A 23,849-nucleotide genomic window follows, 5' to 3' on the forward strand; every position below is an offset into this window, starting at 1 on the left:
AACCTTGTAATAATGTCAGATTCTACCGAATAAAAATTACCTCGACAAAGACACTTAGGGCAAAAAGTGGCTTTTTTCACCCCAGTAATAAAGCATTAAGCGGTGTTGAGCTCTGGTACAAGAAATATACAATAATTTACGGTCGAATTCAGTGGTATAATTTTCCTGGTTTACACCATAGACCAAAACTACATCAAATTCCAAGCCCTTTGCCAAATAGGCTGGGATAATCATAACACCTTTCTCAACCTTACCTTCCTCACGTCGCAATAGTCTTACCCCTACCTGCCCCCCTAGCCTTGTATAAATTTCCTCTGCTTCCCGAAAAGTTTTGCAGATAATAGCCACTGTTTGATAACCCATATCTTGGCAAGTAGCAATATCCCGAATAATTTTCTGATCTAGCAAATGTCTGGTTTCTTGATATACCACCCTTGGCTCTTCTTCGTAGCGTTCAAAGGAAAGGTAATCCTGGGGGACATCCAATAATCCTTTGGTAAATTGATTTATTTCATAGGATGAACGGTAACTCTTATTGAGGAAAAGTTTCGTTGTCTTCGGTTTGTTGAATATTGTTTTAATTTCTTCATACAGAGTAACATCGGCTTTCTTTTCCAAGGTTTGTTGTATGTCTCCCAGTACCGTATATTTCGCTTCTGGAAACAGCAGTTTAAAAATTTCATATTGTATCGGATAATAATCCTGGGCTTCGTCTATGACCACCTGCTTAATGTCCGGGAAAAGTTCGCTACCTTCTATTTTGAATTTCAGATACAGCAGCGGTGCACAATCCTCAAAGGGTATTTTCCCAGCTTGCAGGCTTTGCTCAGTGGCAGCAATAATTTCCTCAATGCCTTCCGGTAACTCAAGCCCCTGGGCTAAGGTAAAGAAAAGTTTTGGGTCATTAAAAAGACGGGTGTAAACCTGCCAATAATCCACCTTCGTAAATTTTTGGAGGTACTGTCGCAATGTCTTGGTTTCTTTAATTGATAGCAAGCGACTAAAGGACTTAATCTCTAGATCATGTCCCTCGCTGCGCTGGACAATCCTTTCTATCTTTGCCAGACGCTGACTGCGCAGGGAATGGAGTTTATCCCAGATGCTATTTTCCAACCGCTGGAGTCGTTTGGCTAATGGCAAACCGCTTTTATCATTAAGCAGACGACTCTTAAGACGGTGCTTGTTCTCAATCACCCTACCAGCGTAGTAAACATCCCCAAAAGGAATAAGTCGGTGCTCATAATGCCACAAAAGCCTATCCAACAACTGCTTGAAGATGCTGGAACCCTTGAAACCAACGCTCTGCCTCCTTAGCCGTCCCCCTCTCTCATGCTGCAATTCTATGAGGGCTTCTAACTGCTCCTCCCTAGCTTCCACTTGAAACCGTTCTGCCAATGCTCCAGTTACGATTTCGCCAAAGGTTTTTTGTTCGACATTCTCTTCTCCCAACTCTGGTAACACATCGGAAATATAACTGGTGAAGAGTTCGTTAGGAGAAAGAATGAGGAGATTATTGCTTTGTAAGGTTGAACGAAGTCCGTCATACAGTAGAAACGCCACCCGGTGCAAGGCAATGGAAGTCTTACCGCTACCTGCCACCCCTTGCACAATCAAAAGCTCATTATCTATATCACGGATAATGCTGTCCTGCTCCTTTTGGATGGTTTCCACAATGGTTTTCATTTTGACAGAAGTATTGTGGCTAAGAATCTCTTGCAATATCTGATCTTTGATAACAATACTGCTATCAAAAAAGTATTTCAATTGGGAAGCTTGGATTTTATATTGACGTTTGAGACAAACTTCACCGCCTATCTCACCTATCGGAGCGGTGTAAGTTGCTTGGCCTAATTCGTACTGATAAAAAATACTGCAAATAGGTGCACGCCAATCGTACACATAAACAGCATCCGTTTGTGGATCGATGAGAGTGGTAAGACCCAGGTAAATTTTCTCGCTATGGTGGTAACCCTCTTCCCGAAAATCGAAACGTCCAAAATAGGGGGAGGATAAACATTTTTTGTATTGTTGCACTTGCATAAGGCTGCTGGCATAACTAACCGGCTGATCAACCTCACTGGAAAAGTATTGATTCATATCTATTGAGGTGTCCTCCCACATATCTTTCCTAGTAGCAATTAACTCACTTTTTCTCCGTGCCAATTTTTCAGTTTCCAGCGTTAATTGTTCTTTAATAAAGGCCGTTATGTTTTCAAGATACGACTTCTCTTCTTTAAGGTTTTGCTGATAGTTGCTCATGTCTTATCACCCTCCAGATTTCTCTCTTGACACAGCCTAATAAATACGATAAAATAATTATAAGCTTTTATTTTAATATGGGTGTGTTGTGCATTTTTTTAGTATATCAAAGTAAGTCTTCTCTGTAAATACGTAAGCAACCCCATTGGGTTGCTTTTTTTGATGATGAGAAATCTATCTTTAAAAATTAGCCGCTTTTCGCTTAGCTTCTTCCACAGACTTAGTAACGGATTGTTCCAGTTCTTGTCCCTGTAGTACCCCTGTTAATTCTGTGGTGATCGTGGTAATATCGCTTTGCTCAACGCCCATAAAACCTAAAATGGTTCGAATATAACGGTCTCCCATTTCAAATTGCGCTGCTGGGCCTTCGCTATATTGGCCTCCCCTTGCGGTAATATGTACCGCTTTTTTACCTGGTACAAGAAGACCGACAGGACCTTGTTCTGTATATTTAAAGGTAACACCAGCCAATACCACATAATCAAAGTAGGTCTTTAAAATAGCAGGGAAACTAAGATTCCACATAGGAGCAGCAATAACATATTTGTCCGCAGCAGCAAACTGTTCTGCATACTTTTTCATGATGTTTTCCTGTGTAGAAAACATTTGCGCTAGCATTTCAGCATCAAGTGGACGAACCCCCTCTTGATACAAATCTAAGGTTATTATTCTATCGCCCGGGTTTACCTCTTTGTAGGATTGGATAAAAGCCTCGGACATTCTAAAGGTGTATGAAGCATGATCAGGTTTGGGATTTGCCTTAATATAGAGAACTGTACTCATAATTTCCTCCATTTTTAAACTAATTTGCACTAGGAAGTAGCCAATTATTCGTCTGGACAGCCATCCTAAAGAATTCTCCTTAAACCTGCTCCTTTTGCCAGACTTGGCAACTATTCTACTTCTTACGGTTGGGCTAAACACCCGCGGGTATGGAAAAAAATATCTGGAAAATCGTGCCAGTTGGACCGGTAGCTACATCCATCCTAGCCTGGTGCCGGGCAACGATGCCATAGCATACGGCTAAGCCTAAGCCGGTACCGGTTTCTTTGGTGGTAACAAAGGGGGTACCCAATTTCTCCAACACCTCCCCAGGGATACCGTTACCCTGATCCTGTACTGATAATAAAACATGATCCTCTGCCCAATCCGTACTAATGGTAAGGATGCCCCCCGGTGCCATTGCATCAATGGCGTTGCGGGTGAGGTTTAGGAGTAATTGGTTTATTTCCTGTTTGTTTAACAATAAATTGGGCACGTCTGTCAAGTCGAACACTACATTCATTTCCTGTTCACTGGTATCGGTAATAATTAAAGGTTGCAGTTCTTTGATAAGTTTTGTCAGGTTACAACGTCGCAATTCAGCTGGTACCTTGCGTGCCAAAGAGAGATACTCGGTAATGATGCCATTAGCCCTGTCTAGTTCATCAATCATCAAGTTAAAGTGATCCAGATAGCGGCGGCATTCCTCTTTGCCGCTAAGTAATTGTAAAAAACCCCGTACACTGGTCAAAGGATTGCGGATTTCGTGGGCTATTCCGGCAGCCATTTCTCCCACCAGGTTCAGGCGATCCAAGCGGGTAATTTCCTGTTCCAGTTGTTTTTTTTCGGTAACATCAAGACTAATCTTAATAAGGAGGGGCGTACCGTCGATATCACGGAAGCTGCGCTCGTAGACGTGGTAGGAACGTCCGTTAGAGAAATTCCGTTCGTAACTAACGGGGGGCTCTTTTTGCAAAGTATGTAGGCTTAGACAATGCTCACAGGGTTCTGTACGGTTCTCCAAAATCTCATAACAACGTCGACCACTAGGTTCGCCGAACAATTCACGGAAGTTTTTATTGGCAAAACGAATGAACATATCCGCGCCTTGCACTCGCACATGGCCAGGTAGTTGATCCAAAATGGTATATAGCTTTTGTCGTTCCCTTTCCAAGGCTGACGCCATTTCATCAATTACTCTAGCCAATACCCCAAATTCCCCTTGGCATGCCAAACCAGTGCGAGCGGCTAGATCGCCACTGCGTAATTTACGGGCAGTGTCCATTAAGGTCTGAAGTGGCCGTAAGATAAAAAATTCACTGGTTAGCCACCATAGTCCAAATACCAACAAAGTAAGGCTAACCAATTCCAGCATTCGTTGACGGGAGGTCTGATTGACTACAGCAAAGGCGTAGTCTGATGGAATACCCACAGCAATATAAATATCCCTGTGTTGCAGGTCATTTAAGGGCAAATAGGCATAAATTCGTTGGATACCATCTTTACCCGAACCTTCGATGGTCCCTTCTCCCTTGTCACCTTTAATAGCCCTGGCCACTGTTGACTCAGGTACCACTTCCCCCACCCAATTGCCTTCATCAGGGTAACGGGCCAAGACAGTACCATTTCTGTCCACTATATTCAGTGTTGAACCCTGGGGTAAGTCAGCATTCTCAACCAATTTTTTGAGCCACTTTAAATCCATCGCAGCCACCAGTACCCCCTGTACCCGACTCAGCCGATCCAGCACCGGTTGGGCAAAATGCAGGGTTGCCTTTTTATTTACAATGGATACCTGATAGTCACCCACTGTAAATTGTCGGGATGTTTTAGACAACTTAAAAAAGGGCCTTCCCGCTGCAGTTGCGTTTTTTTCAAACGACAAGGCACTGGCAATAATTTCGCCCTGGTCATTGGTTAGCGCAATATTATTATAAAAGGGGTATTGCAGCAACAGCTTAGAAAAGTACGCATCACAAGCAACAGTGTTGGCATTCTGCACATCGGGCAACATAGCCAATGTACTTAGCAGTAGCTTGGTTTGTTCAATGAGTAGCTGATGGTCATGGGAGACTGCCCGAGCCACTTGCATCGCCTCGTTGTGGGCTGCTTGGGCTGCTCGTTGCCGATATCCTTCAATGCTTTGGAACATGATAACAAAAACGGGAATAAAGGCCACTAACACCAATAGAAACAGCCTTGCGCGCAAACTAGAAGGAAGATATTTATGCAACACCAAGTCACCTTTTTTCCAATTTTCAAATTTCACTATACAAAATTACGACATTTTGCCAATTATTCCTCTATATTTAAAAGTCTAGATAAAGGTTATTTTGTCGAACAAAAAGACCCGCTTCCAGTAGAAACGAGTCGTTAGCACTACACATCTATGCCCACCATTTTCATTAAAGCCAGGGCATTGGTGGTTTTTGATACCCCTTCTTTTAAGCGATAATCAAAAGTAATAGTTTGATCAATAATCTCATCGGTAAAGTGATAATTTCTAATTTGGGTTGGACATTCCTTTTCCAGCGCACCCAACTCCAGGTCATGGGTTGTGACAAAACCAATGACGTTCTGCTGAGCTAAATTTTTAATCACCGTTCTGGCTCCGGCAATACGATCCCGGGAGTTGGTTCCTTTAAATATCTCATCCAGTAGAAAAATAAGGGGCTTTTCCCTACGAGCTGCCTCTATGACCAACTTAATTCGCTTTAGTTCCGCATAAAAGGAGGAGACGCTTTCCTCCAGGCTGTCTTGCACCCGCATGCTGGTATAAATACTCATCTGGGAACAGCGTAGTTCATTGGCACAGACTGGTGCCCCGGCGTAGGCCAATACCAGGTTGATGCCCACCGTACGCAACAGCGTGCTCTTACCGGACATATTGGAGCCAGTGATAATATGAACGGTACCCGATTGCCGTAGAGAAACCTCATTGCACACCCTGACAGATCGATGAATAAGTGGGTGTCCCAGGTTAACCGCCGAAAAGAACGGCTCTTCGTTCTTCACCTCAGGAAATACCCAGCGAGGATGGTCATGAGCCAACACAGCTAAGCTGGCAAGTGCTTCGAAATGGCCGATAACTCGAAACCACTGCTCCAGGGACGTGCCGTATTGGGATTTCCACTGTTCCAAGGTTCTAATAGTATAAAGATCACAAAAAAACAAGGCATTAAAAAAATGGTACAATACAGAATAGCGCAGGTTAATTAATTCGGCAATTTTGGAGAGAGCTTTGACCTGCTGGGCTGCAGAATGTTTATTCTTTAAAAGTTTCCGCTGCAGTGTCACCAACAGCGGTGCTTGGAATTTCTGCCCTTCAATATGAGACAACAACTGTGACAAGCGTGTTAATTCTACTGCTGCCTTCTCAGTATCCTGAAAGACTTTGGCAATGAACGCTTGTCCTGCAGTGACCAGTAGTACCTGCAGGATAAATAAACCAAGAGGCACATAGGTAGGCACCAGGCGAAAGGCCATTAGGATAACTGATAGCCAGGTAACAACAGGCAACAGGATCAGATAATTAGCTTTGTTCTGGAGGAAGTGAGGTTTCTCGCGGGCCCAAAGCCATAGTTTTTCCAGTTCCCCGTCTTTATACCGACTCCCCATCCCGATGGCCTGAAACTTCTGTCGCCAGTCCAACTGGGGAGCCAGTTCCCGCAGGGCACTTTGTCGGGCACCAATGTCTTGATAACTGCTTTCCTCACTGAGCAACTTGGCCAACGCTTGTTCACCAGTCATCAAATTAGTAGCATTGATATACTGAAACAAGGATCCCTGACCAAAAATAGTAAGGTCTCCTGTATAGGGATGCTCTGGAGCCATGAAACGTTCTCCGGTTTGGGGAAAATCAGTCCACTGGCCGGCTAACCGAAGTAACGCCCGTTGGTTAATACGAATCAGATTTTCTAAAAACACAATTTGTTTGCGAACTTTTTGGTGTTTGTTTACCAGTATCATAAATAAAAGTACAATGGGTACAAGCAAAAAATAAAGTCCGTACAATTTCTGGAAGGTTCCATATAGGAACAAACCAAGTGCCAGTAAGGCTACCATACTGCGGTAAAAAACCAACGTACCATCTGTTTTTTGGGCTCCTGTTAAGGCTGTTTGGTAATTCGTTTTGTTCTTTTGATAAATTTCCTCTATGGGTAGGGACTCGGTCATTGTACCACTCCTAAAACTCTTCTGTGGTTTATTTTACCACAAACCAGAGTTTCCCCCAAAAATAGATAATCAATGCTTACCTTCAATAATACTAACGGTAGGAGGTTCCCTTTGAAAAAATTCATCTACACAATTCCTTTATTGATAGTGCTCACCATCTTGCTACTAACGGGAGACACCTATACCCTGTTAGAGTTAGTACGTTCTCGGGATATCAATGAAATCGCCAACACTATTGCCAGTTACGGTCCGGCGGCGATTCTGGTTAGCTTATTCTTAAATACTTTGATTAGCGTCTTAGGCGTACTGCCCTCTATTTTTCTAACCATGGCTAATACGTTGGTCTTTGGCCTATATGGTGGCTTTTTGGTTTCCTACGCCGGGGAACTGCTGGGGGCTGTCATCACTTTTATACTTTATCGCTGGGGAATCACATCTCTTGTCAAAATTCCTACGGAGCAATGGAAATTATTCAAAAATATCGGTAGATTGCCGACTAAAAAACAAATCTACTTCTTGGCAGTGATTCGTCTGGCCCCCTTTGTCCCCTCTGGCGTTATCAATTTGCTAGCTGCCTTGGCAGGTATCCCGCTGCTGAGTTTTACTATCGCTACAGCCATTGGTAAATTCCCCGCCTTAATCCTGGAAACTTCCTTTAGTTATAATTTACTAAAGATTGGCCAGAATTATCTCAACCTCGGCATCAGCATTTTGGTAGCCTTGTTACTATACTGGGGTGTGAAAAAGGAATATTCTCGAATAAAAGAAAATCTAAAATAATTTCACTTTTTCCTGATAAGTATCCAGCAGCCTCAGGATTTCCCGTTCTGTAGCTGATTTTATTTCCTCTTCATTGTAAGGACCGTTATAATAAGAATTCCCATTATATTGCAATTGTTTTAATACCGTATGATAGGATTTAGCATCTTTTTTAATGGCTTCATGCCCCATGCTGTAACCAGAAACAAGGTTTACGTTCAAAAGATTGTTGGCTACTAATATTTTTATGGCAAAACGCGTAGGAACCGGAAATCGATAGGTAGTATTTGACGCAAAGTTCAAAATACAGCAACTAGACGTCCACATTAAAGGACATATCTCACCTGTTTTTTCATCAACAGAATGGGTTAATTCAGTTTCTGCATTGGGAAAATACTGTACCACAGTATTAAAAATTTGGTTGATCAGGTTTTTGGTTTGCATGACAAGCGCAAATTGGTGTCGATATTGTCTTCTCGGTACATCTAAGGACTTTTCGTATGCTTCGATTTGCTTTCTCGCCTCGCGGGTTCGTTCTAAGAGAGCCTCTTTAAAATCCATCTCTAGCAACCTCCTTTTTATTATTGAAAACTAAAAACCCGTCCTGCCGGAAGGGCATGGACGGGTAAACACATCATAACGGCACCCTCACTCTCAGGCAGCAACCCTCGACTTCAGGAAAACCAAACGCATTGTCCAAACCCTTCAAGCTAGGATAACCCCCCCAACAAGTTAGGCCTTTAGTTTTATTATAGTTAATTAATGACAATTGTACAGCGTTCCTCCAGAATTTTTCCAGAAGTGCTTGGATAGAATGCTTGGATAGAATACTTGGAAGTGCAGAAAATATAAAAACCTACAAAGAATTAATGGGTAATATGCAATAAAACAATGTTGTTTTTTGGAGGTATCTTCGTGAATCAATCTATGGTTAGGATAAAATACTCCCCCTATGTTGCCTTGCTCTGGTCCGCAATGATGCCCGGCTTTGGCCATCTCTATAATAAGGATTATTGGCTGGCCTCAGCTTTCTTTATTATTGAATTAGGTCTCAATTTTTTTGCCAATATCAATAATGCCATCACTCAAGCCTTCAATCCTTTTTATTATAAAGGGGCTGACCTTCATTTGAATATGAGCTGGGCTTTATTTTATCCCGGTATGTATGCCTTTTCCATGTGGCACGCCTACAATCGGGCGATAGAAAAAAATGCTCTACTGAAAGAAATCCAAGAACCGGTTACTCCTAAGCTTACTGGGTGCTTTATTGGCCTGACCATAGGTATGCAGTTTGGCCTCATTTGGCCACTTTACCATACTCTCCTGCTTACAAGTCTTGGTTACGGTCTGGCAGGGGCTACAATAGGAACCCTACTAGAGAAAACAATTCTCTCAAAGGTACCTCTCCCTTAACAGTGTTGCCTGACTTATTAGCCCGCGCTTTTTAGCGATCGCGTAAACTCCTCGGAAACACCTAAAGAATACATCATTAGGCCTGCTAAGGCCGCTAATAACAACAAATAAGAAATCCCTATCACCAAACGAAACCCCGGCTCAACCTCCAGGTATTGAGCAGTTTGTTGCTTATTTTTAAACATCTGAACGATCTCCATAACACCATAGAATAATACTAATAATAGTATATAGGCTCGTAATTTCCAGATAAGAATAATGGTTAACACCAAACCTACTATCCAGAACAGTGGTGATAACGCTTTGGTGATCCGGCCACCATCTAACGGACCAAAGGGCAGCAAGTTAAACAAATTGAGAAAAGCACTCACATAAGCTAGCCCTGCCCAATAGGGCGAATCCAGTAAAAGATATAACGCCAGACACCCCATCGTTGCCAACGCTCCCGCCGCAGGCCCACCAATGGCTGTGATAGATTCCTCCCTCACACTCTTCGGCATTTCCTTCATTCCAATAAACGCACCCAAGAAGGGGATAAACATAGGGGCTGTAACATCCAGTCCAATCCTTTTACTGGTTATATAGTGCCCCATCTCATGGACAAAGAGTACCAAAACAAAACCAAGGGCAAATAACCAGCCGTAAAATTGCGCATAAATCACCACTGTTAAAAACATACTGATGATGGTTCCGCCAAACTTGGATGCCTTTAGCCCTGTTAAAAGAAGCTTTCCCAGGACCGTCAGCTTACTAAATTTTAAAAAGAACGCCAGGACCGCGCCAATCACGCCCAGCTTTGAGAGAATACTTTTTTCCTTGGGCTTCTCTCCCAGTGGCTGCTCTTCAACATAAGCATCTTGTTCACATAGATTCTTCTGTTCATTATTTGCCATATGTTCCCTTAAACTCTCCCAAACATCTTTTTACTAGGTATATGATATAACATCCCCTGTGACAAAAGGAAGACCCTAAAATCCCCATAGTAGGAATCGTATCAAAGAAGCGTTTCTGCCAAAACCAACGATTGTTAAAAAACGTAGCTTGTTTTCCTGCCTGTGACCTATAAGGTTATGACCTTTAATTATGCCCCTATAGGGCTAACCTAAAGATCATAGCTAAGCGACTATCTTATGCTTACCAGTATGTCAATTAGATTTCTGAAAGTGCAAAAAACCGCAGTCTCCTAAAAGGGGCTGCGGCCAATTAATTTAAACTACTACTATCCCTATGATCCACCAGATTAGCTCTTATATAAATTACTCCATCACCTTTTCTTTAATGGTCACTTCCACTCGACGGTTTTTAGCTCGCCCCTCCGCGGTGGCATTGTCAGCAATGGGCCGATATTCTCCATAACCCACGGCCACTAGTCTTCGGGGATCTAACGCTGGGTTTTCTAAGAGGATTTTCATACAGTTGATAGCCCGCTTGGAACTGAGATCCCAGTTAGATTCAAACTCTCTATTATTAATGGGTTGGTTATCCGTATGGCCGGACACTAAAACTTCATATTTGGGATATTGCTGTAGAATATCTCCCATTGCTTCAATCAGACTCCGAGATTGCGGCTTTACTACGGCACTGCCAGAATCAAACAGTGCTCGATCTCGAATGGTTAGTGTCAAGGCATTGTTAGTTATTTGGGTTTCAATTTCGGCATTCATATGGTTTTCTTGAATATAGTTGTCCATTTGCTTTTTTAATTGCTGTAGTTCTACAATGGTATCTTTGCTCATTTGAGACTTATCAATTAACTGGTCAGACATAGACTTGGAATCCATAATACCAGCCCCGCTGTTTAATGCCGCATTCAAGGACTCTTTCACGGCATTAAACTTCTGGCTATCAATGGTACTGGAAGCAAATAACACAATAAACAAGGCCAGTAAAAGAGTCAATATATCAGCGTAAGGAACCAGCCAGCTTTCATCCATATGTTCCTCATGCTGCTCCCTGCGCTTCTTGGACATTCTTTTCCTCCCTCTCAGATCTCCGTTCGGACACAGGCAGGTAGACTAACAGCATTTGTTCAATGGCGAGAGGGGAATTACCGGCTTGAATGGCCAAAACCCCTTCCATAATCATCTGCTTAATTTCAATTTCTCTGCTGGAGATACGCTTTAGTTTGTTAGCAATGGGGTGCCACAAAACATAACCGGAGAAGATGCCCAACAGCGTGGCCACAAAGGCTGCTGCAATGGAGTGGCCTAATTTTTCAATATCAGATAAATTACCTAAAGCTGCAATAAGACCTATAACCGCCCCCAAAACCCCCAGAGTCGGAGCATACGTGCCAGCCTGACTGAAAATGAGCGCCCCGGAACGATGTCGTTCTTCGGTGGCATAAATTTCCTCCTCCAGCAGGGACCTCACATATTCCGAGTCTCCACCGTCAATCACCAATTGCATGCCGTTTCTAATAAAGGGATCTTCAATACTTTCTAACTGACTTTCCAAAGACAGCAAGCCTTCCCGGCGAGCAGTGGTAGCCAACGCCACAAAAGTATGAACAATCTCCTTTTTGGGTGTAATTTTGGGCCCTTGGAAGATTATCTTAAAAAGTTTGGGAATTCTTTTCAGTTCCTCCATTGGAAAGGCATTAAAAACAGCGGCCGTCGTACCAACAAAAATAATCATAAGGGCAGCGGGGTTCCAAAGAGCAACAAGGCTGGCCCCTTTTAATACCATACCTACACCAACGGCCGAAAAACCAAGCACCAGACCAATAAGGGTCGATTTCTCCATTTTTTACCTTCACCTCAATATATATTACTACCAAAGACCTTATCTATTAGAGTAACAGAATTCTGTTATGTTTTGGTGTTTATTTCTTCACAAACCAATAAAACGTAGTAAACATCTCTTCGGGTGGATATCAACCCTCCCATTTCTGATAGGTTATAAACCCTTGTCTATTTTATCAGATAATGACAATAAATGCCTCATTTTTTCAATCCTAAAATCAAGAAATAAGAGCCGGAATAGAAATCCTATCCTGGCTCCCTAGCCTATACTATTTTTAAATTGTGGTATCACCTGTTGTTAATCCCTTTAATTACTAATATAAACATTCAATACCTCACCGTCCAACCGGGGGGTAACCTGATATCCCAAGGCCTGACTGACAAAACGCAGGGGTACCAAAGTTCGTTTTTTCGTGATTTTGCTCGGTGCATCTAAAGCTACTTGCTGCCCATTGATAAAGGCCTTGTTCTCACCAACGGGTAATCGGAGTAAGATTTGGCCTTTTCTGCCATATACCGAATTGCTGCTTGCATCAAACCATACCAGGGCTCCCAGGGCCTCAAAGGTTTTACGGAAAGGTACCATCGTCCTGTTCGTAGAATTGTCTAAAACCGGCGGTACATCATAATTGATTTTCAAACCATTGCAATATACAGTAACTGCTGTCTCTTCTCCCGTGATAATATCAATAATATTTTTCATATCGTTAGCTTGGCCAAAGGTTTGTGTGGATTTGGCCGATTGTTCCAGGTATTCAGATTGTTCAGAGGCATCTTGATAAAGACTTAGATAACTAAATATGATTTCTACCGCCTCTGGTTTCATGTCCTGGTTAAGGGTTAGGTCCTCCATTACTGCGGCTGTTAAAGGCCAAATATCCTGCCACGACTCCTGGCCCCTGGCAATGGCCAGTGTAATCGATGCAGTAAAACTAGTAGGCTTTTTGTTTAAAGCTGCCTCCAGGTAAGGAATGGCCTTTTGGGGAGCCCTATACTGATCTAACAATGTTAAATACCCTAGGCAATATAGCTCTTCACCGCTAAGTGTGTTCATATCCAGTTCTTGAACAGATTTATTATAGATATACTTGGCATAGATATCCGCCTGATTTCTCTCAGACCATACCTGTTGGTTATAGAGGGCGTTAATAACCGCTGCTTTAATAGCCAAAGGGTTGCCAGAGTCTTTAAGATACTCGGCAATTTCCTTTGTCATTTGACCGAAATTTTTGGCCTCCTCCACAATTGGCTGGTCAAGATAAGCGTTTGAAAAAGGAGTTGATGTTACGGGCGAATCCGCATAAGCTAAGGGTGGTACGATAAGTAAACATAAAAACATCAGGAACAGTCTGGCAAATGGCCTCACAAAAAAACCTCCCAAGTAAGTATTAAACAGGGCACCCATAGAGAATTCGCCAGCAAACATTATTTTCCTCTTTTAAATAACCCTACCAATGACTTGATAATGATGCAGGAAAGTGGTATAAAATGGCTAAATCCTTTCTTAACCGAAATTCCCTGTGAAGGAGTGGTCTGATGTTACGTAAATTAAGAGATCCCTTTAGTGGCTTGAGTCATTTAGCTGGTGCTCTTTTATCCATCCTGGGTTTGGTATTATTAATTTACCACGCTGTCTCCCACGGCAAAACCTGGCATGTGATTTCCTTTTCCATTTTCGGTGCCAGTCTTTTTTTACTTTACACAGCCAGTGCCCTATATCATTTGCTGCCCTTATCCCCCAAAGGGGTATTGCTTTTACGACGCATCGACCATATGATGATTTTCATATTAATTGCTGGTACTTATACACCAGTATGTTTAATTCCCCTGCGTGGTGGTTGGGGTTATTCCCTGCTGGTGGGAGTCTGGCTGTTAGCCATCATTGGCGTGTTCTTAAAAATCTTTTGGCTGGAGGCTCCCCGTTGGTTTTCCACTCTACTCTATATCGTGATGGGCTGGCTAATCGTTATTGCCTTCTGGCCACTAACCCAATCTTTGGCCACCGGGGGTGTGGTCTGGATGGTTTTAGGCGGGGTATTTTATACCATCGGGGCAATTTTTTACGGCACCAAGTGGCCCCCCAACCTTATTCCCGGTTGGTTTGGCTTTCATGAAGTTTTCCACCTCTTTGTGCTAGCTGGCAGCTTTAGTCATTTCTGGCTGATGATGAAGTATATCATGTATATTTAGTTGCCCTTAGGCAGCCAGAAAAATATAAACTTAAACTTTCGTAATCTACTTAGAAAAACTAAGGCTTCCGCCTGCGCCAAGTCCTTGACGCAGGCGGAAGCCTTAGTTTTTGTTATACTTTCTGAAAGTGCCGACAAAAAAACACTCCACCGAAGTGGAGTGTTTTGATTTTTTACCAGTTGTTACGGGGTCTAAAGCAGTCTCTGCAGTAGATGGGCTTATCGCCACGAGGCTGAAAAGGAACTTGGGTTTCTCTACCACATGCAGAGCAAGTAGCAGGATACATTTGACGTTCCTGACGATCGTAACCGCCGCCACGACCACCTCTGTTTTGAGCTTTACGAGCTGCACGGCACTCGGGGCAACGTCCAGGTTCGTTGGTAAAACCTTTTTCAGCGTAGAATTCCTGCTCGGAAGCAGTAAACTGGAAATCTGCACCACAATCTTTGCAATTTAAAGTCTTGTCTTGATACATAATTAAAAAACCTCCTCTGGTTTTGGTGGCCCGTGCTAAGGGGACTACAGTTTGAATTCCCCCAACCGTGATAACAGAGAGGTTTTTACCGTATATCCAACTTTATGCGAGCTTACACGTATTATAACTCAAGATGATTCAATATACAAGCCTAAAAACACAGTTACTTAATTTTAAGAACTATTGAATTCTAAAAAAACTAACTTATTATAGATAATCCCTGACATTCATAGAATCATTATGGTTTTGCAACCAGAACATTTTTTTGTCTTTATTTGGGATAAGGGATAAGATATTACCTTTCCTGTTCCACTAAAAGGCTGCTCCTAGCCAATCTTATCATAAAGCCGGGGGTTTGTTGACTAATTCACAATATATAGATATAAAATAAAAAAACCCTGCCCTTTGGCAGAGTTGTGATCTTGGTTGCGGGAGAGGGACTTGAACCCTCGACCTTCGGGTTATGAGCCCGACGAGCTACCAACTGCTCTATCCCGCGACAACTATTAGAGTATACCATTATATTATGATATTTGTCAAACATTTTTTCAAAAGTACTCTAAAATTTCTCCATGGCTTTCTCCACAATATCCCGATTGGTTAGCAACCTCATTAGTTTAGGGCCGCTCTTTTCCACTCTGAGTTGATCATATATTTTTTGAAGCATTTCCTCCAGGTCATCCAAGGTCATTAATGGAAGAATTCCCTCTAACTCAGCAGCTTCGATATCCGGCGGTAGCATAGAATCACTTCCTCCCTTATTCTACCTTAACCTATGCACCCCCTCAACCAAAGGTTACCATAAATCTAAGTAAAGAATATTATCTAGGGTCGGTCAGTAACTACCTATACCCGAAATGTAAGGAAAAAGGGCTTGCGCTGGCAGGCCCCTTTTTCCTTACTGAAATATCTAGGAAACCAAAGTTTCTTTCATCCATTCTACCAAACTCTTGCCATACTTACTGCGGATTTCGTCTACCTCAGCGATTCCTTGTATATTGCCATTTTGAACTGCCACCACCATATCCAAAATCGGCTCCATTTCCGTAACTTCGTGGGTCGTAATGATAACTGTTTGCTCTGACAAATCCAGGTAAGAAATAAGAGATTTGATAATTGAATCCCGAACCAGCGGGTCCAAACCAGAAAGGGGCTCATCCATCAATACCAATGGCACTCGACGCGCCAATACCAAAATGATTTTTAGTCTCCCACGGTTCCCTTTGGATAAATCTTTTACCTTTTTAGTTTGATCTAGCTGCATAAAACTAAGCATTTCCTTTGCCTTAACCTCATCAAAGTCAACAAACATACCAGCATAGAATTTTATAGTTTCATCCACTGTGTAAAAGGGATATAGCACGTCTAATTCTGAAAGATATGCCACCTCTGCAGCAATACGTCGGTTCACTTCTTGGCCATTCACCCGAACAGAACCATTACTGGGGTGAAGCAAGCCTGCCGTTAGTTTTAACAAAGTGGATTTTCCACTGCCGTTAGGACCCACTAAACCAATAATTTTATGACGAGGTAAGGTAAAGCTGATATCCTTAAGGGCAATTTGCCCAGGGTATTTCTTGAAAACATTTTGAAACTCAATAATATGTTCTGACATTTTGACACCTCTCTATGAGTTCTTTAAGGCTTTCTGAACACCATCTACAATCTCCTCGGCGTCAAAGCCCATTTCCCGCATATCATGAATAAAATTTTTAATTTGTTGTTCCATAAGTTCTTCCCTCAGCCTTTGTAACCTGTTTTCCTGTTCCGTGATAAAGGTACCCAACCCCCGACGGGTTTCGGCCACTTCCAATCGCTCTAGTTCGGTATAGACCCGCTGCACGGTATTAGGATTAACCCCCATTTGCACCGCTAAATCCCGTACCGAAGGCAATTTATCCCCAGCACCTAGCTCCCCACGGAGAACTTGCCGGCAGAGGCGCTGGACAATTTGCAAATAAATGGGCTGATTATTGTGAAAGGATTGCACCACTTTGCTACACCTCTACTTTGTTGTCAATGAGCCAGGTGGCCAGCGCAAATATAGCTACAATCGCTAAAATAATGGCAACAATCTGACCGGTATATATTACCGGCCCCCCGAAGTCTTGGCTGGCAAGGCTAAGATACCTTAGCGATAGTGGCTTTATTTCAAAACTTCCCCACTGGGTGACCCGGGTAAATAGCCAACTGTTATACACCCATCCCATTCCCCAGGTAGCCACAAGAAAAACTGCCAAACTAGCCAGCCGGTGAAAACGCCCTAACCAGTTGCGGACAGTGGCACTAACCACCACTATAAGGGTACTCCAGGATGCGAGATAAAGGGCTGCTACCGTAATGGCGAGGCTGGCATACAACCCTAACTCCGTAATAATTAAAGCCATTTGTTCCGTGGTCATGCTAGCACCATGCGGCCACTGACCGAGAAATAATCCAATATACACACCACTTGCAGCCAGCAGCAAAAATAAAAGCATATAAATAACTGCCATAAGTAACTTGGCGGTCAACAACATCCAGGCCGGCTGAGGGCAATGGAGCCAGAGATGAGACGTGTTCTTTAGTTCCTTGGAAACACTGCTAAACATAAAAATAGCTGGGTAAACCAGGGCAAAGAATACCAGTAAAGAAGCAGGAGCAAAAATAATCCCCATATGCTGACGGTTACTATACATTAACCATAGCCCGACAATTAACATCATAACTAGTATGGTTAAGATAGATTTTCTGCTCATCCTGTATTCTTTTTTAATTAGATTCAACCACGAATTCATTTTGATTAATCCCTTCCTTTGTATTGATGTACTTGTGTAATAGTTAAATAGTACACTAATTTTATAGGACTGTCAAGTTGCCTGCTAAAAACCTGCTCATTGTAGCGCAAACCCACCCTCATAAAGGGCGGTGACATGGATAACAAGTATCGGTGCTTATTCTTAAAGAAACGGAACAGCAAGCATAGGAAGTGTATCCACATATCCGTAAAACTTTCAGTTGGGAGGTTCCCAACCCTATGCTCTTTTCCAGATGCGGTCTCAAAAGGTTTTTGTTGTTTAATCATGATATGATAGTATGCATTAAATGAAAAAAGCTCACAATTAAGATAGTTTGCCTCTATGGGGATTCGATGTTTTTTACATGCAAAAGTCGAGTATGGCCAAAACAGCTTTGATATGATGTAGAAGCGAAGGGAGGGAAGGCTATGCTACAGGAACTTAACCGCGCCATTGAGTATATCGAAGAACATTTGACTGACGAACTGTATCTAGAAAAAATATCTAAATATGTCGGAATCTCAGATTATCACTTTAGGACGGTATTCTTTTATCTTGCGGGAATGACATTGAGTGAGTATATAAAAAACAGGAGGTTGTCGGAAGCCAATAAAGATTTGCTGATGGGGGAAAAAGTCACGGACATTGCTTATAAATATGGCTACTGTTCAATGGATGGCTTTACCCGAGCATTCAAAAAATGGAGCTGCTTTTTACCCTCGGATGTAGTCAAAAAAAGAATCAGCAAGCCCTTCCCCAAACTTTCCTTTGTCATCACAATCAAAGGGGGAAATACGATGGAATGTAGAATCGAAGAAAAACCGGCGTTTTATCTAGTTGGTGTAAGCAAGCGAGTTCCCATGCAATTTGAGGGTGTCAACAATGCGATTGTAGATCTTGCAATGAGCATTACAAAAGAACAAAGAGAAGAAATGCACGCGCTGCAAAACATGGAGCCTCATCAAATCATCAACGCCTCTTATGAAGCAGACGCCGGCTTTTTAAAAGAAGAAGGTGAGCTGACCCATCTGATTGGCGTGCTGACCACAAAAGAGGATGTAAGCGACCGCTTGGTGAAAGTTCCGGTAGAAGCCTGCGTTTGGGCAGTTTTTCCGAATGAGGGGCCCTTTCCCTTCACTCTACAAAATACCATGGCACGAGTCTATTCCGAATGGCTGCCCACTTCCGATTATGAGGTCATTAACATGCCCGCTTTTTCCTTTTCAAAAATGGATGAGCATAAAAAGGATTACGCTTACAGCGAAGTTTGGACACCAGTTCGGAAGAAAAAATGAATTTGTTTGCGTATAATCTGCTTTCGCAACAGAAGGCGTTAAACGGTGAGGAAAAATCCTCGCCGTTTTATTGTTTTGTTATGTCAACACGCTTTAGGCGGTGTCAGTTATTTTTCATGTTGAATTAACTAGTTTAACCATGTAAAATCAAGTTATATTAGTTTATTTTTCCGTATTCTACATAAAATAACAGCTATTTTGATGAAAAGGAGGGAACTGGTCGTTCTTCCCCCAAATATGGTGGAGTAGTAAACCAGGCACCTAATGATGACATGTCCCTATGCCAGTGGCACTTATGGTTGTAATGCCTTACGCAGTGCAGGTTTTTCATCCAATACAGTGACCATTCCAGATTCCTGGAAAAATAAATTTTGCATCTCTGGAAAATACAGTAACTGCCCAAATATGAAAGCAGCCCAAGAAATAAAGGATGAAAGGCGCAAAGGCAGAGGGGGACGATTGGTAGGCAGTGAAAACAGCAGTAGCAATAGCCAGCCAAGTAATCCACCAGCAAGCCTTTCCAAGCAATTTATTAAGAAAACACAAAAACAAGACAAGAAAAACCCTGTTCATTCCCACGGCGGGAAAACGCCGCATTTTTGCGAAAAACCCTGGAGGTCTTTAAGCTTACGTTTCCGAGTCACTAACTCTTTATTTTACTTAAAACCTTGGAAATAAAATTGTGTAATTTAGTTCTTCCTCAGTAATTACCTAGGAAATAACCCGATCCAGCTGTTCCGCCAGCACACCCCTCACGCAAATAATCCCCAGCAATTTTTCGCTTGTAATATCTCCTATTCCGTGACAAGTAAAATACTATTTACAATATACACTAAGAAGGAACCTGCTTTATGGCAGGTTCCTTCTATTTCTAATCTATATTAATTCACTCTCTACTAAAATCCGCCGCAAGTCCTCTTCACTGGGACGTTTGAAACAATTATCCACGTTTTTGCTCTGCATCGTTTTGGACACATACTTAGCTTGTTCTTCTGCTGTAAGTTTTAGTTGCACTGGGGGTAATACCCTCTTACATAATTCCCCTAACTCCTGCAGGTCGCAACAGCCCATCTTCTCAACCACTTTTTGTACCCGATCCGGTGCTGCCTGGGCCATGAATTTCAGGGCAGACTTCAAAATCACGCCGTTGGCTAAACCATGCGGCAAACCTTTAAAGTAAGTTAATTGGTAACCCAAACCATGCACTACACCGGTAGCTGTTTGTGCAACCACCATGCCCGCCAGCATAGAGGCATAAAGAAGTTCTTCTCGTTCTCTAAGGGTAATATTTTGTGGGTCGATGGTTCTTAGAATCCTGCCCAAGATGCCAATACTTTCCAGTGCCAGTAAGTCAGTCATCACCGAGGCGCGTTTACTAATATAGCCTTCAATGCTGTGGGAAAGGGCATCTACCGCTGTGTTGGCGGTAACGTCCCAAGGGAGGTCCATCATATAGCGGCCATCCAGATAAGACACCACCGGGAACAGGTTTTCCCCGGCAATGGACAATTTTGTTTCTGCCCAGTCCACGGTAAGAATGGCATAGGGAGTAACCTCGCTGCCGGCACCAGCAGTGGTGGGAACAGCCACCACCGGTAAGGGATCTTTAGACCAATTTTTGGCCATAAGTTCTTGTTGGCTAATGTCATTTACCGCCAGAATGGCCACTGCCTTAGCAGCGTCTAAGGGGCTGCCACCACCAATCCCAATGATAAAATCAGCTTTCATCTCCCTAGCTTGCTTACTGCCTTGATAAACGGTATTGAGACTGGGGTTTTGCTCTACTTGATCAAATATTTCATAGGAAATACCTTCTTTCGTTAAAGCTGCCATCATATCAGCTAAAGAACCGTTTTGTTTAGAGGATCTTCCCCCGGTAACAAGTAAGGCTCTCTTACCTAGGGCTGCCAATTCGCTGCTATGTTTATCTACACAGTGTTCGCCCAAAAATAATCTAGTTGTCATACGAAAAGTAAATTGCATGTTATATACCTCCATTTACAACAGGAATATATTTTTATATTACCACAAAAAAATACATCTACAGGATAAAAGACAGATATACAAAAAAAGTTAAATGCCCGTTAGGGTACGCCAAGTTTTTAGCCGCCGAAGGACCGATAATGCTAAAAAAGAGATTGACAAAGTGAGATACTTATCATAAAATCAGACATGTTAAATAAATATGTATATTACTTCTTATCCAGAGCGGCTGAGGGACTGGCCCTACGACGCCCGGCAACCTTCTTATCATTATTAGGAAAGGTGCTAAATCCTGCAGAAGATAAATCTTCTGAAAGATAAGGAGGGGACGTAAGTAACCTTATGGCCTCTTCTGTTCTAAACAGAAGAGGCCTTATTTATTGGGTAGAAAGGCGGATAGCTGTTGATTCAAATCAGAGATTTAACTAAAATTTATCGGGGTGCTGCCGGTGAGGTAGTGGCCTTAGATAGTGTCAGCCTACGAGTCCGTAAAGGGGAAATTTATGGTATTATTGGTTTTAGTGGGGCAGGTAAAAGCACCCTGATTCGCTGTGTTAATATGCTGGAAAGACCCACTGAAGGCAGCATTATAGTAAATGGTCAAGAAATGACCACCCTTTATGAAAGTCAACTACGTACCATGCGACAAAAAATAGGCATGATTTTTCAGCATTTTAATCTATTGTCTTCTCGTACCGTGTTTGAAAACGTAGCCTTCCCCCTAGAAATTAGCGGTGTTGCTAAAGCGGAAATTAACAAAAAGGTCACCAACTTGCTGGAACTGGTGGGATTAGCGGATAAAGCCCAGTCTTATCCCTCTCAATTATCCGGTGGACAAAAACAACGGGTGGGCATCGCCCGGGCACTGGCTAATGACCCCATTGTGTTGCTGTGCGATGAAGCTACTTCCGCCCTGGACCCAGCTACTACCAGCTCTATTTTGGAGTTGTTAAAAGATATCAATCGTAAACTGGACCTTACCATTTTAATGATTACCCACGAAATGAAGGTTATCTCGGAAATCTGCGATTCAGTGGCAGTGATAGAAGGTGGCAAAATTATTGAAGAGGGTCTGGTCATCGATGTATTTACCCAGCCCAAGCACTCCACCACCCGCCGCTTTGTACAGACTATTATTAATACCGATGTGCCGGATAAAATTCGTGAAAGATTACTGGAAAAGGGGCAGGGGCAAATTATCCGACTTTCCTTTATTGGCGACAATACTGCCGAGCCGGTCGTCTCCTCCCTGGTAAAGCACTTTGATGTGGACGTTAACATTCTCTACGGCAACATCGATCAAATCCAGGATACTCCCTTTGGTATGCTGATAATTGAATGTATCGGGGCTAAAGCGAACTGTGACAAAGCTGTCGCGTACCTGCGAAAACAGGGTTTAAGAATTGAGGTGTTACGAAGTGCCGAATGATGTGTTCACCCATTTAGCCACCCTTTCACCGGAACTGATCAAAGCCACTTGGGAGACCCTATACATGACGGTAGTTTCGGTGTTGTTTGCTTCCCTGCTGGGAATTCCTCTGGGGGTCATTTTGGTTGTTACCGATAAAGGTCATATTAAGGAAAGCCTGAAACTTAACCAAATCCTTGGTTCTATTGTTAATGTTTTGCGCTCTTTTCCTTTCCTTATTTTAATGCTGGCTTTGGGTCCCTTTACCCGTCTGGTGGTGGGCACCACCATCGGAACCACTGCCACCATCGTTCCCTTAACCATTGCCGCAGCTCCCTTTGTGGCCAGATTAGTGGAAACTTCTTTAAAGGAAGTGAACTGGGGTGTGGTGGAAGCCTCCCTGGCTATGGGGGCCAGCACTTGGCAGATTATTCGCAAGGTGCTGTTGCCCGAGGCGATGCCCAGCATTATCTTGGGTACCACCATTACAACCATTACAATCATCGGCTACTCGACGATGGCTGGCGTCATCGGAGGTGGTGGCCTGGGAGACCTGGCGGTGCGTTACGGCCATATGCGCTTTGACTACGTGGTAATGGTGACCACTGTCATCATACTGGTAGTTATTGTGCAAGTTATACAGTCCCTTGGCAATCTATTTGCCGCAAAATTTAATAAAAATTAGGAGGAATGGAACGTGAAAAAGAAACTGGTCTTACTATTCGCTGCTTTATTAACCCTCTCCCTGGTCATCACCGGTTGTGGTGGCAAAAAAGAGGAGCCCGCTAAGCAAGGCGCTGCCCAAGATACTAACAAACCTAAAGTAATCAAGGTTGGTGCCAGCCCCGTGCCCCATGGTGATATCCTTAAGGTGGCTAAACCCATCCTGGAAAAAGAAGGTATTCAATTAGAAATTATGGAATTTAACGACTATGTACAACCCAACTTGGCCTTAAACGATAAGCAACTAGATGCTAACTACTTTCAACATTTACCTTACTTAGAGCAGTTTAATGCGGACAAGGGCTTGGATTTAAGCTACACCGCCAAAATCCACTTTGAGCCTATGGGCCTCTACTCCAAAAAACTGAAAGCGGTAGCTGACTTTAAAGCAGGCGACAAAGTTGGTATCCCCAACGACCCCACCAACGGTGGACGTGCTCTGGTTGTGCTGGAAAAAGCCGGTTTGTTAAAGCTTAAAGAGGGTGTGGGTATCAAGGCTACGGTTAGGGACATTGTAGAGAAGAAAGTAGACGTGATTGAACTGGAAGCCGCCCAACTGCCCCGTTCTGTGGACGATTTAGCTGGTGCAGTAATTAACGGTAACTACGCGACCCAAGCCAAATTTGCTCCTAGCGATGCTCTGCTGGCTGAAGATGCTACTTCCGAAGCTGCTGATACCTATGGTAACATTCTGGCTATCCGTAAGGGCGATGAAAACCGCGAAGAAATCAAGAAGCTGACCGAAGCTTTAAAAACTCCTGAAGTGAAAAAGTTTATCGAAGAAACCTACAAGGGTTCTGTGGTGCCGTTGTTCTAAGATCTACATTAGGAAGGCTGCCGTGCTGGCAGCCTTTTTGCTTGAACATAGGCCTTAGTCTCTTAGGG

23 protein-coding genes, 1 tRNA gene and 1 riboswitch are annotated in these 23,849 nt (G+C 43.0%); of the genes, 8 read left to right on the top strand and 16 right to left on the bottom strand.

The features are described 5' to 3' along the window. Nucleotides 1-54 precede the first annotated feature (54 nt). The 4 genes from BUA78_RS12185 to BUA78_RS12200 form a co-directional block, all read right to left on the bottom strand. A complete protein-coding gene (locus BUA78_RS12185) occupies nucleotides 55-2,259 on the bottom strand; it encodes a HelD family protein (RefSeq protein ID WP_072914877.1) in 2,205 nt (734 codons plus the stop codon). A gap of 180 nt (nucleotides 2,260-2,439) precedes the next feature. Continuing rightward, nucleotides 2,440-3,042, bottom strand: coding sequence for an FMN-dependent NADH-azoreductase (locus tag BUA78_RS12190; protein ID WP_072914880.1), 603 nt, complete (start codon nucleotides 3,040-3,042; stop codon nucleotides 2,440-2,442). Nucleotides 3,043-3,175: 133 nt separating this feature from the next. Continuing rightward, complete coding sequence (locus tag BUA78_RS12195) at nucleotides 3,176-5,257, bottom strand: HAMP domain-containing histidine kinase (protein ID WP_072914999.1); 2,082 nt, start codon at nucleotides 5,255-5,257, stop codon at nucleotides 3,176-3,178. Nucleotides 5,258-5,400: 143 nt separating this feature from the next. Continuing rightward, complete coding sequence (locus tag BUA78_RS12200; protein WP_072914882.1) at nucleotides 5,401-7,197, bottom strand: MutS family DNA mismatch repair protein; 1,797 nt, start codon at nucleotides 7,195-7,197, stop codon at nucleotides 5,401-5,403. Nucleotides 7,198-7,308: 111 nt separating this feature from the next. Between BUA78_RS12200 and BUA78_RS12205 the strand changes: the two genes are divergently transcribed. Continuing rightward, nucleotides 7,309-7,977 (top strand): TVP38/TMEM64 family protein, encoded by a 669-nt coding sequence (locus BUA78_RS12205; protein WP_238456817.1) that lies wholly within the window; start codon nucleotides 7,309-7,311, stop codon nucleotides 7,975-7,977. Here BUA78_RS12205 and BUA78_RS12210 read toward each other — a convergent pair. Further along, on the bottom strand, nucleotides 7,969-8,517 hold the full coding sequence (locus tag BUA78_RS12210; RefSeq protein ID WP_072914885.1) for a hypothetical protein: 549 nt from the start codon (nucleotides 8,515-8,517) through the stop codon (nucleotides 7,969-7,971). The two genes, BUA78_RS12205 and BUA78_RS12210, sit on opposite strands and share 9 nt — an antisense overlap. Nucleotides 8,518-8,871: 354 nt before the next feature. On the opposite strand from BUA78_RS12210, the gene BUA78_RS12215 reads away from it, so the two are divergent. Further along, complete coding sequence (locus tag BUA78_RS12215) at nucleotides 8,872-9,369, top strand: hypothetical protein (RefSeq protein ID WP_072914888.1); 498 nt, start codon at nucleotides 8,872-8,874, stop codon at nucleotides 9,367-9,369. A gap of 17 nt (nucleotides 9,370-9,386) precedes the next feature. Here the strand turns inward: BUA78_RS12215 and BUA78_RS12220 are convergent, their stop codons facing one another. The 4 genes from BUA78_RS12220 to BUA78_RS12235 all read right to left on the bottom strand — a co-directional run bounded on the left by BUA78_RS12220 (nucleotide 9,387) and on the right by BUA78_RS12235 (nucleotide 13,479). After that, nucleotides 9,387-10,262 (bottom strand): site-2 protease family protein, encoded by an 876-nt coding sequence (locus BUA78_RS12220; protein WP_072914890.1) that lies wholly within the window; start codon nucleotides 10,260-10,262, stop codon nucleotides 9,387-9,389. 363 nt (nucleotides 10,263-10,625) lie between these two features. Beyond that, a complete protein-coding gene (locus BUA78_RS12225) occupies nucleotides 10,626-11,339 on the bottom strand; it encodes a flagellar motor protein MotB (protein ID WP_072914893.1) in 714 nt (237 codons plus the stop codon). Then, a complete protein-coding gene (gene motA, locus BUA78_RS12230; protein ID WP_072914895.1) occupies nucleotides 11,311-12,114 on the bottom strand; it encodes a flagellar motor stator protein MotA in 804 nt (267 codons plus the stop codon). The genes BUA78_RS12225 and motA overlap by 29 nt, the downstream gene beginning before the upstream one ends. A gap of 306 nt (nucleotides 12,115-12,420) precedes the next feature. After that, nucleotides 12,421-13,479, bottom strand: a complete 1,059-nt coding sequence (locus BUA78_RS12235; protein ID WP_175549014.1) for a copper amine oxidase N-terminal domain-containing protein — start codon at nucleotides 13,477-13,479, stop codon at nucleotides 12,421-12,423. A 170-nt stretch (nucleotides 13,480-13,649) separates the two neighbouring features. Here BUA78_RS12235 and trhA point away from each other — a divergent pair, with 170 nt between their 5' ends. Then, nucleotides 13,650-14,303, top strand: a complete 654-nt coding sequence (gene trhA, locus BUA78_RS12240; RefSeq protein ID WP_072914901.1) for a PAQR family membrane homeostasis protein TrhA — start codon at nucleotides 13,650-13,652, stop codon at nucleotides 14,301-14,303. A 172-nt stretch (nucleotides 14,304-14,475) separates the two neighbouring features. Here trhA and BUA78_RS12245 read toward each other — a convergent pair whose 3' ends face one another. The 6 genes from BUA78_RS12245 to BUA78_RS12270 form a co-directional block, all read right to left on the bottom strand. Further along, nucleotides 14,476-14,778, bottom strand: a complete 303-nt coding sequence (locus BUA78_RS12245; RefSeq protein WP_072914904.1) for a zinc-ribbon domain containing protein — start codon at nucleotides 14,776-14,778, stop codon at nucleotides 14,476-14,478. 423 nt (nucleotides 14,779-15,201) lie between these two features. Then, nucleotides 15,202-15,277: transfer RNA gene (locus BUA78_RS12250), tRNA-Met, on the bottom strand. A 60-nt stretch (nucleotides 15,278-15,337) separates the two neighbouring features. Next, nucleotides 15,338-15,520, bottom strand: coding sequence for a hypothetical protein (locus tag BUA78_RS12255; protein WP_072914906.1), 183 nt, complete (start codon nucleotides 15,518-15,520; stop codon nucleotides 15,338-15,340). 168 nt (nucleotides 15,521-15,688) lie between these two features. Continuing rightward, on the bottom strand, nucleotides 15,689-16,393 hold the full coding sequence (locus BUA78_RS12260) for an ABC transporter ATP-binding protein (RefSeq protein WP_072914909.1): 705 nt from the start codon (nucleotides 16,391-16,393) through the stop codon (nucleotides 15,689-15,691). A 12-nt stretch (nucleotides 16,394-16,405) separates the two neighbouring features. Further along, nucleotides 16,406-16,771: a GntR family transcriptional regulator gene (locus BUA78_RS12265; protein ID WP_072914912.1), complete on the bottom strand. Its 366-nt coding sequence runs from the start codon at nucleotides 16,769-16,771 to the stop codon at nucleotides 16,406-16,408. Nucleotides 16,772-16,775: 4 nt separating this feature from the next. Beyond that, complete coding sequence (locus tag BUA78_RS12270; protein ID WP_072914914.1) at nucleotides 16,776-17,555, bottom strand: hypothetical protein; 780 nt, start codon at nucleotides 17,553-17,555, stop codon at nucleotides 16,776-16,778. 428 nt (nucleotides 17,556-17,983) lie between these two features. Here BUA78_RS12270 and BUA78_RS12275 point away from each other — a divergent pair, with 428 nt between their 5' ends. Beyond that, complete coding sequence (locus BUA78_RS12275) at nucleotides 17,984-18,850, top strand: AraC family transcriptional regulator (protein WP_072914916.1); 867 nt, start codon at nucleotides 17,984-17,986, stop codon at nucleotides 18,848-18,850. Between the two features lie 469 nt (nucleotides 18,851-19,319). After that, nucleotides 19,320-19,475: a hypothetical protein gene (locus BUA78_RS20485; RefSeq protein ID WP_207650505.1), complete on the top strand. Its 156-nt coding sequence runs from the start codon at nucleotides 19,320-19,322 to the stop codon at nucleotides 19,473-19,475. A gap of 251 nt (nucleotides 19,476-19,726) precedes the next feature. On the opposite strand, the gene BUA78_RS12285 is transcribed toward BUA78_RS20485, so the two are convergent. Beyond that, nucleotides 19,727-20,833, bottom strand: coding sequence for an iron-containing alcohol dehydrogenase family protein (locus BUA78_RS12285; protein WP_072914921.1), 1,107 nt, complete (start codon nucleotides 20,831-20,833; stop codon nucleotides 19,727-19,729). 213 nt (nucleotides 20,834-21,046) lie between these two features. Further along, nucleotides 21,047-21,157: riboswitch (SAM riboswitch) on the top strand. A 79-nt stretch (nucleotides 21,158-21,236) separates the two neighbouring features. Between BUA78_RS12285 and BUA78_RS12290 the strand changes: the two genes are divergently transcribed. The 3 genes from BUA78_RS12290 to BUA78_RS12300 are packed head-to-tail and all read left to right on the top strand — an operon-like array spanning nucleotide 21,237 to nucleotide 23,781. After that, the gene (locus BUA78_RS12290; protein ID WP_072914923.1) at nucleotides 21,237-22,262 is read left to right on the top strand and encodes a methionine ABC transporter ATP-binding protein; all 1,026 of its coding nucleotides are present in this window, start codon (nucleotides 21,237-21,239) and stop codon (nucleotides 22,260-22,262) included. After that, the gene (locus BUA78_RS12295) at nucleotides 22,252-22,926 is read left to right on the top strand and encodes a methionine ABC transporter permease (RefSeq protein WP_072914925.1); all 675 of its coding nucleotides are present in this window, start codon (nucleotides 22,252-22,254) and stop codon (nucleotides 22,924-22,926) included. The genes BUA78_RS12290 and BUA78_RS12295 overlap by 11 nt, the downstream gene beginning before the upstream one ends. A 12-nt stretch (nucleotides 22,927-22,938) precedes the next feature. Continuing rightward, entirely contained in the window at nucleotides 22,939-23,781 is an 843-nt protein-coding gene (locus BUA78_RS12300) for a MetQ/NlpA family ABC transporter substrate-binding protein (RefSeq protein ID WP_072914928.1), read from the top strand. Nucleotides 23,782-23,849: the final 68 nt, after the last annotated feature.

It is taken from the genome of Desulforamulus aeronauticus DSM 10349, from assembly GCF_900142375.1.
GTDB lineage: Bacteria > Bacillota > Desulfotomaculia > Desulfotomaculales > Desulfotomaculaceae > Desulfotomaculum > Desulfotomaculum aeronauticum.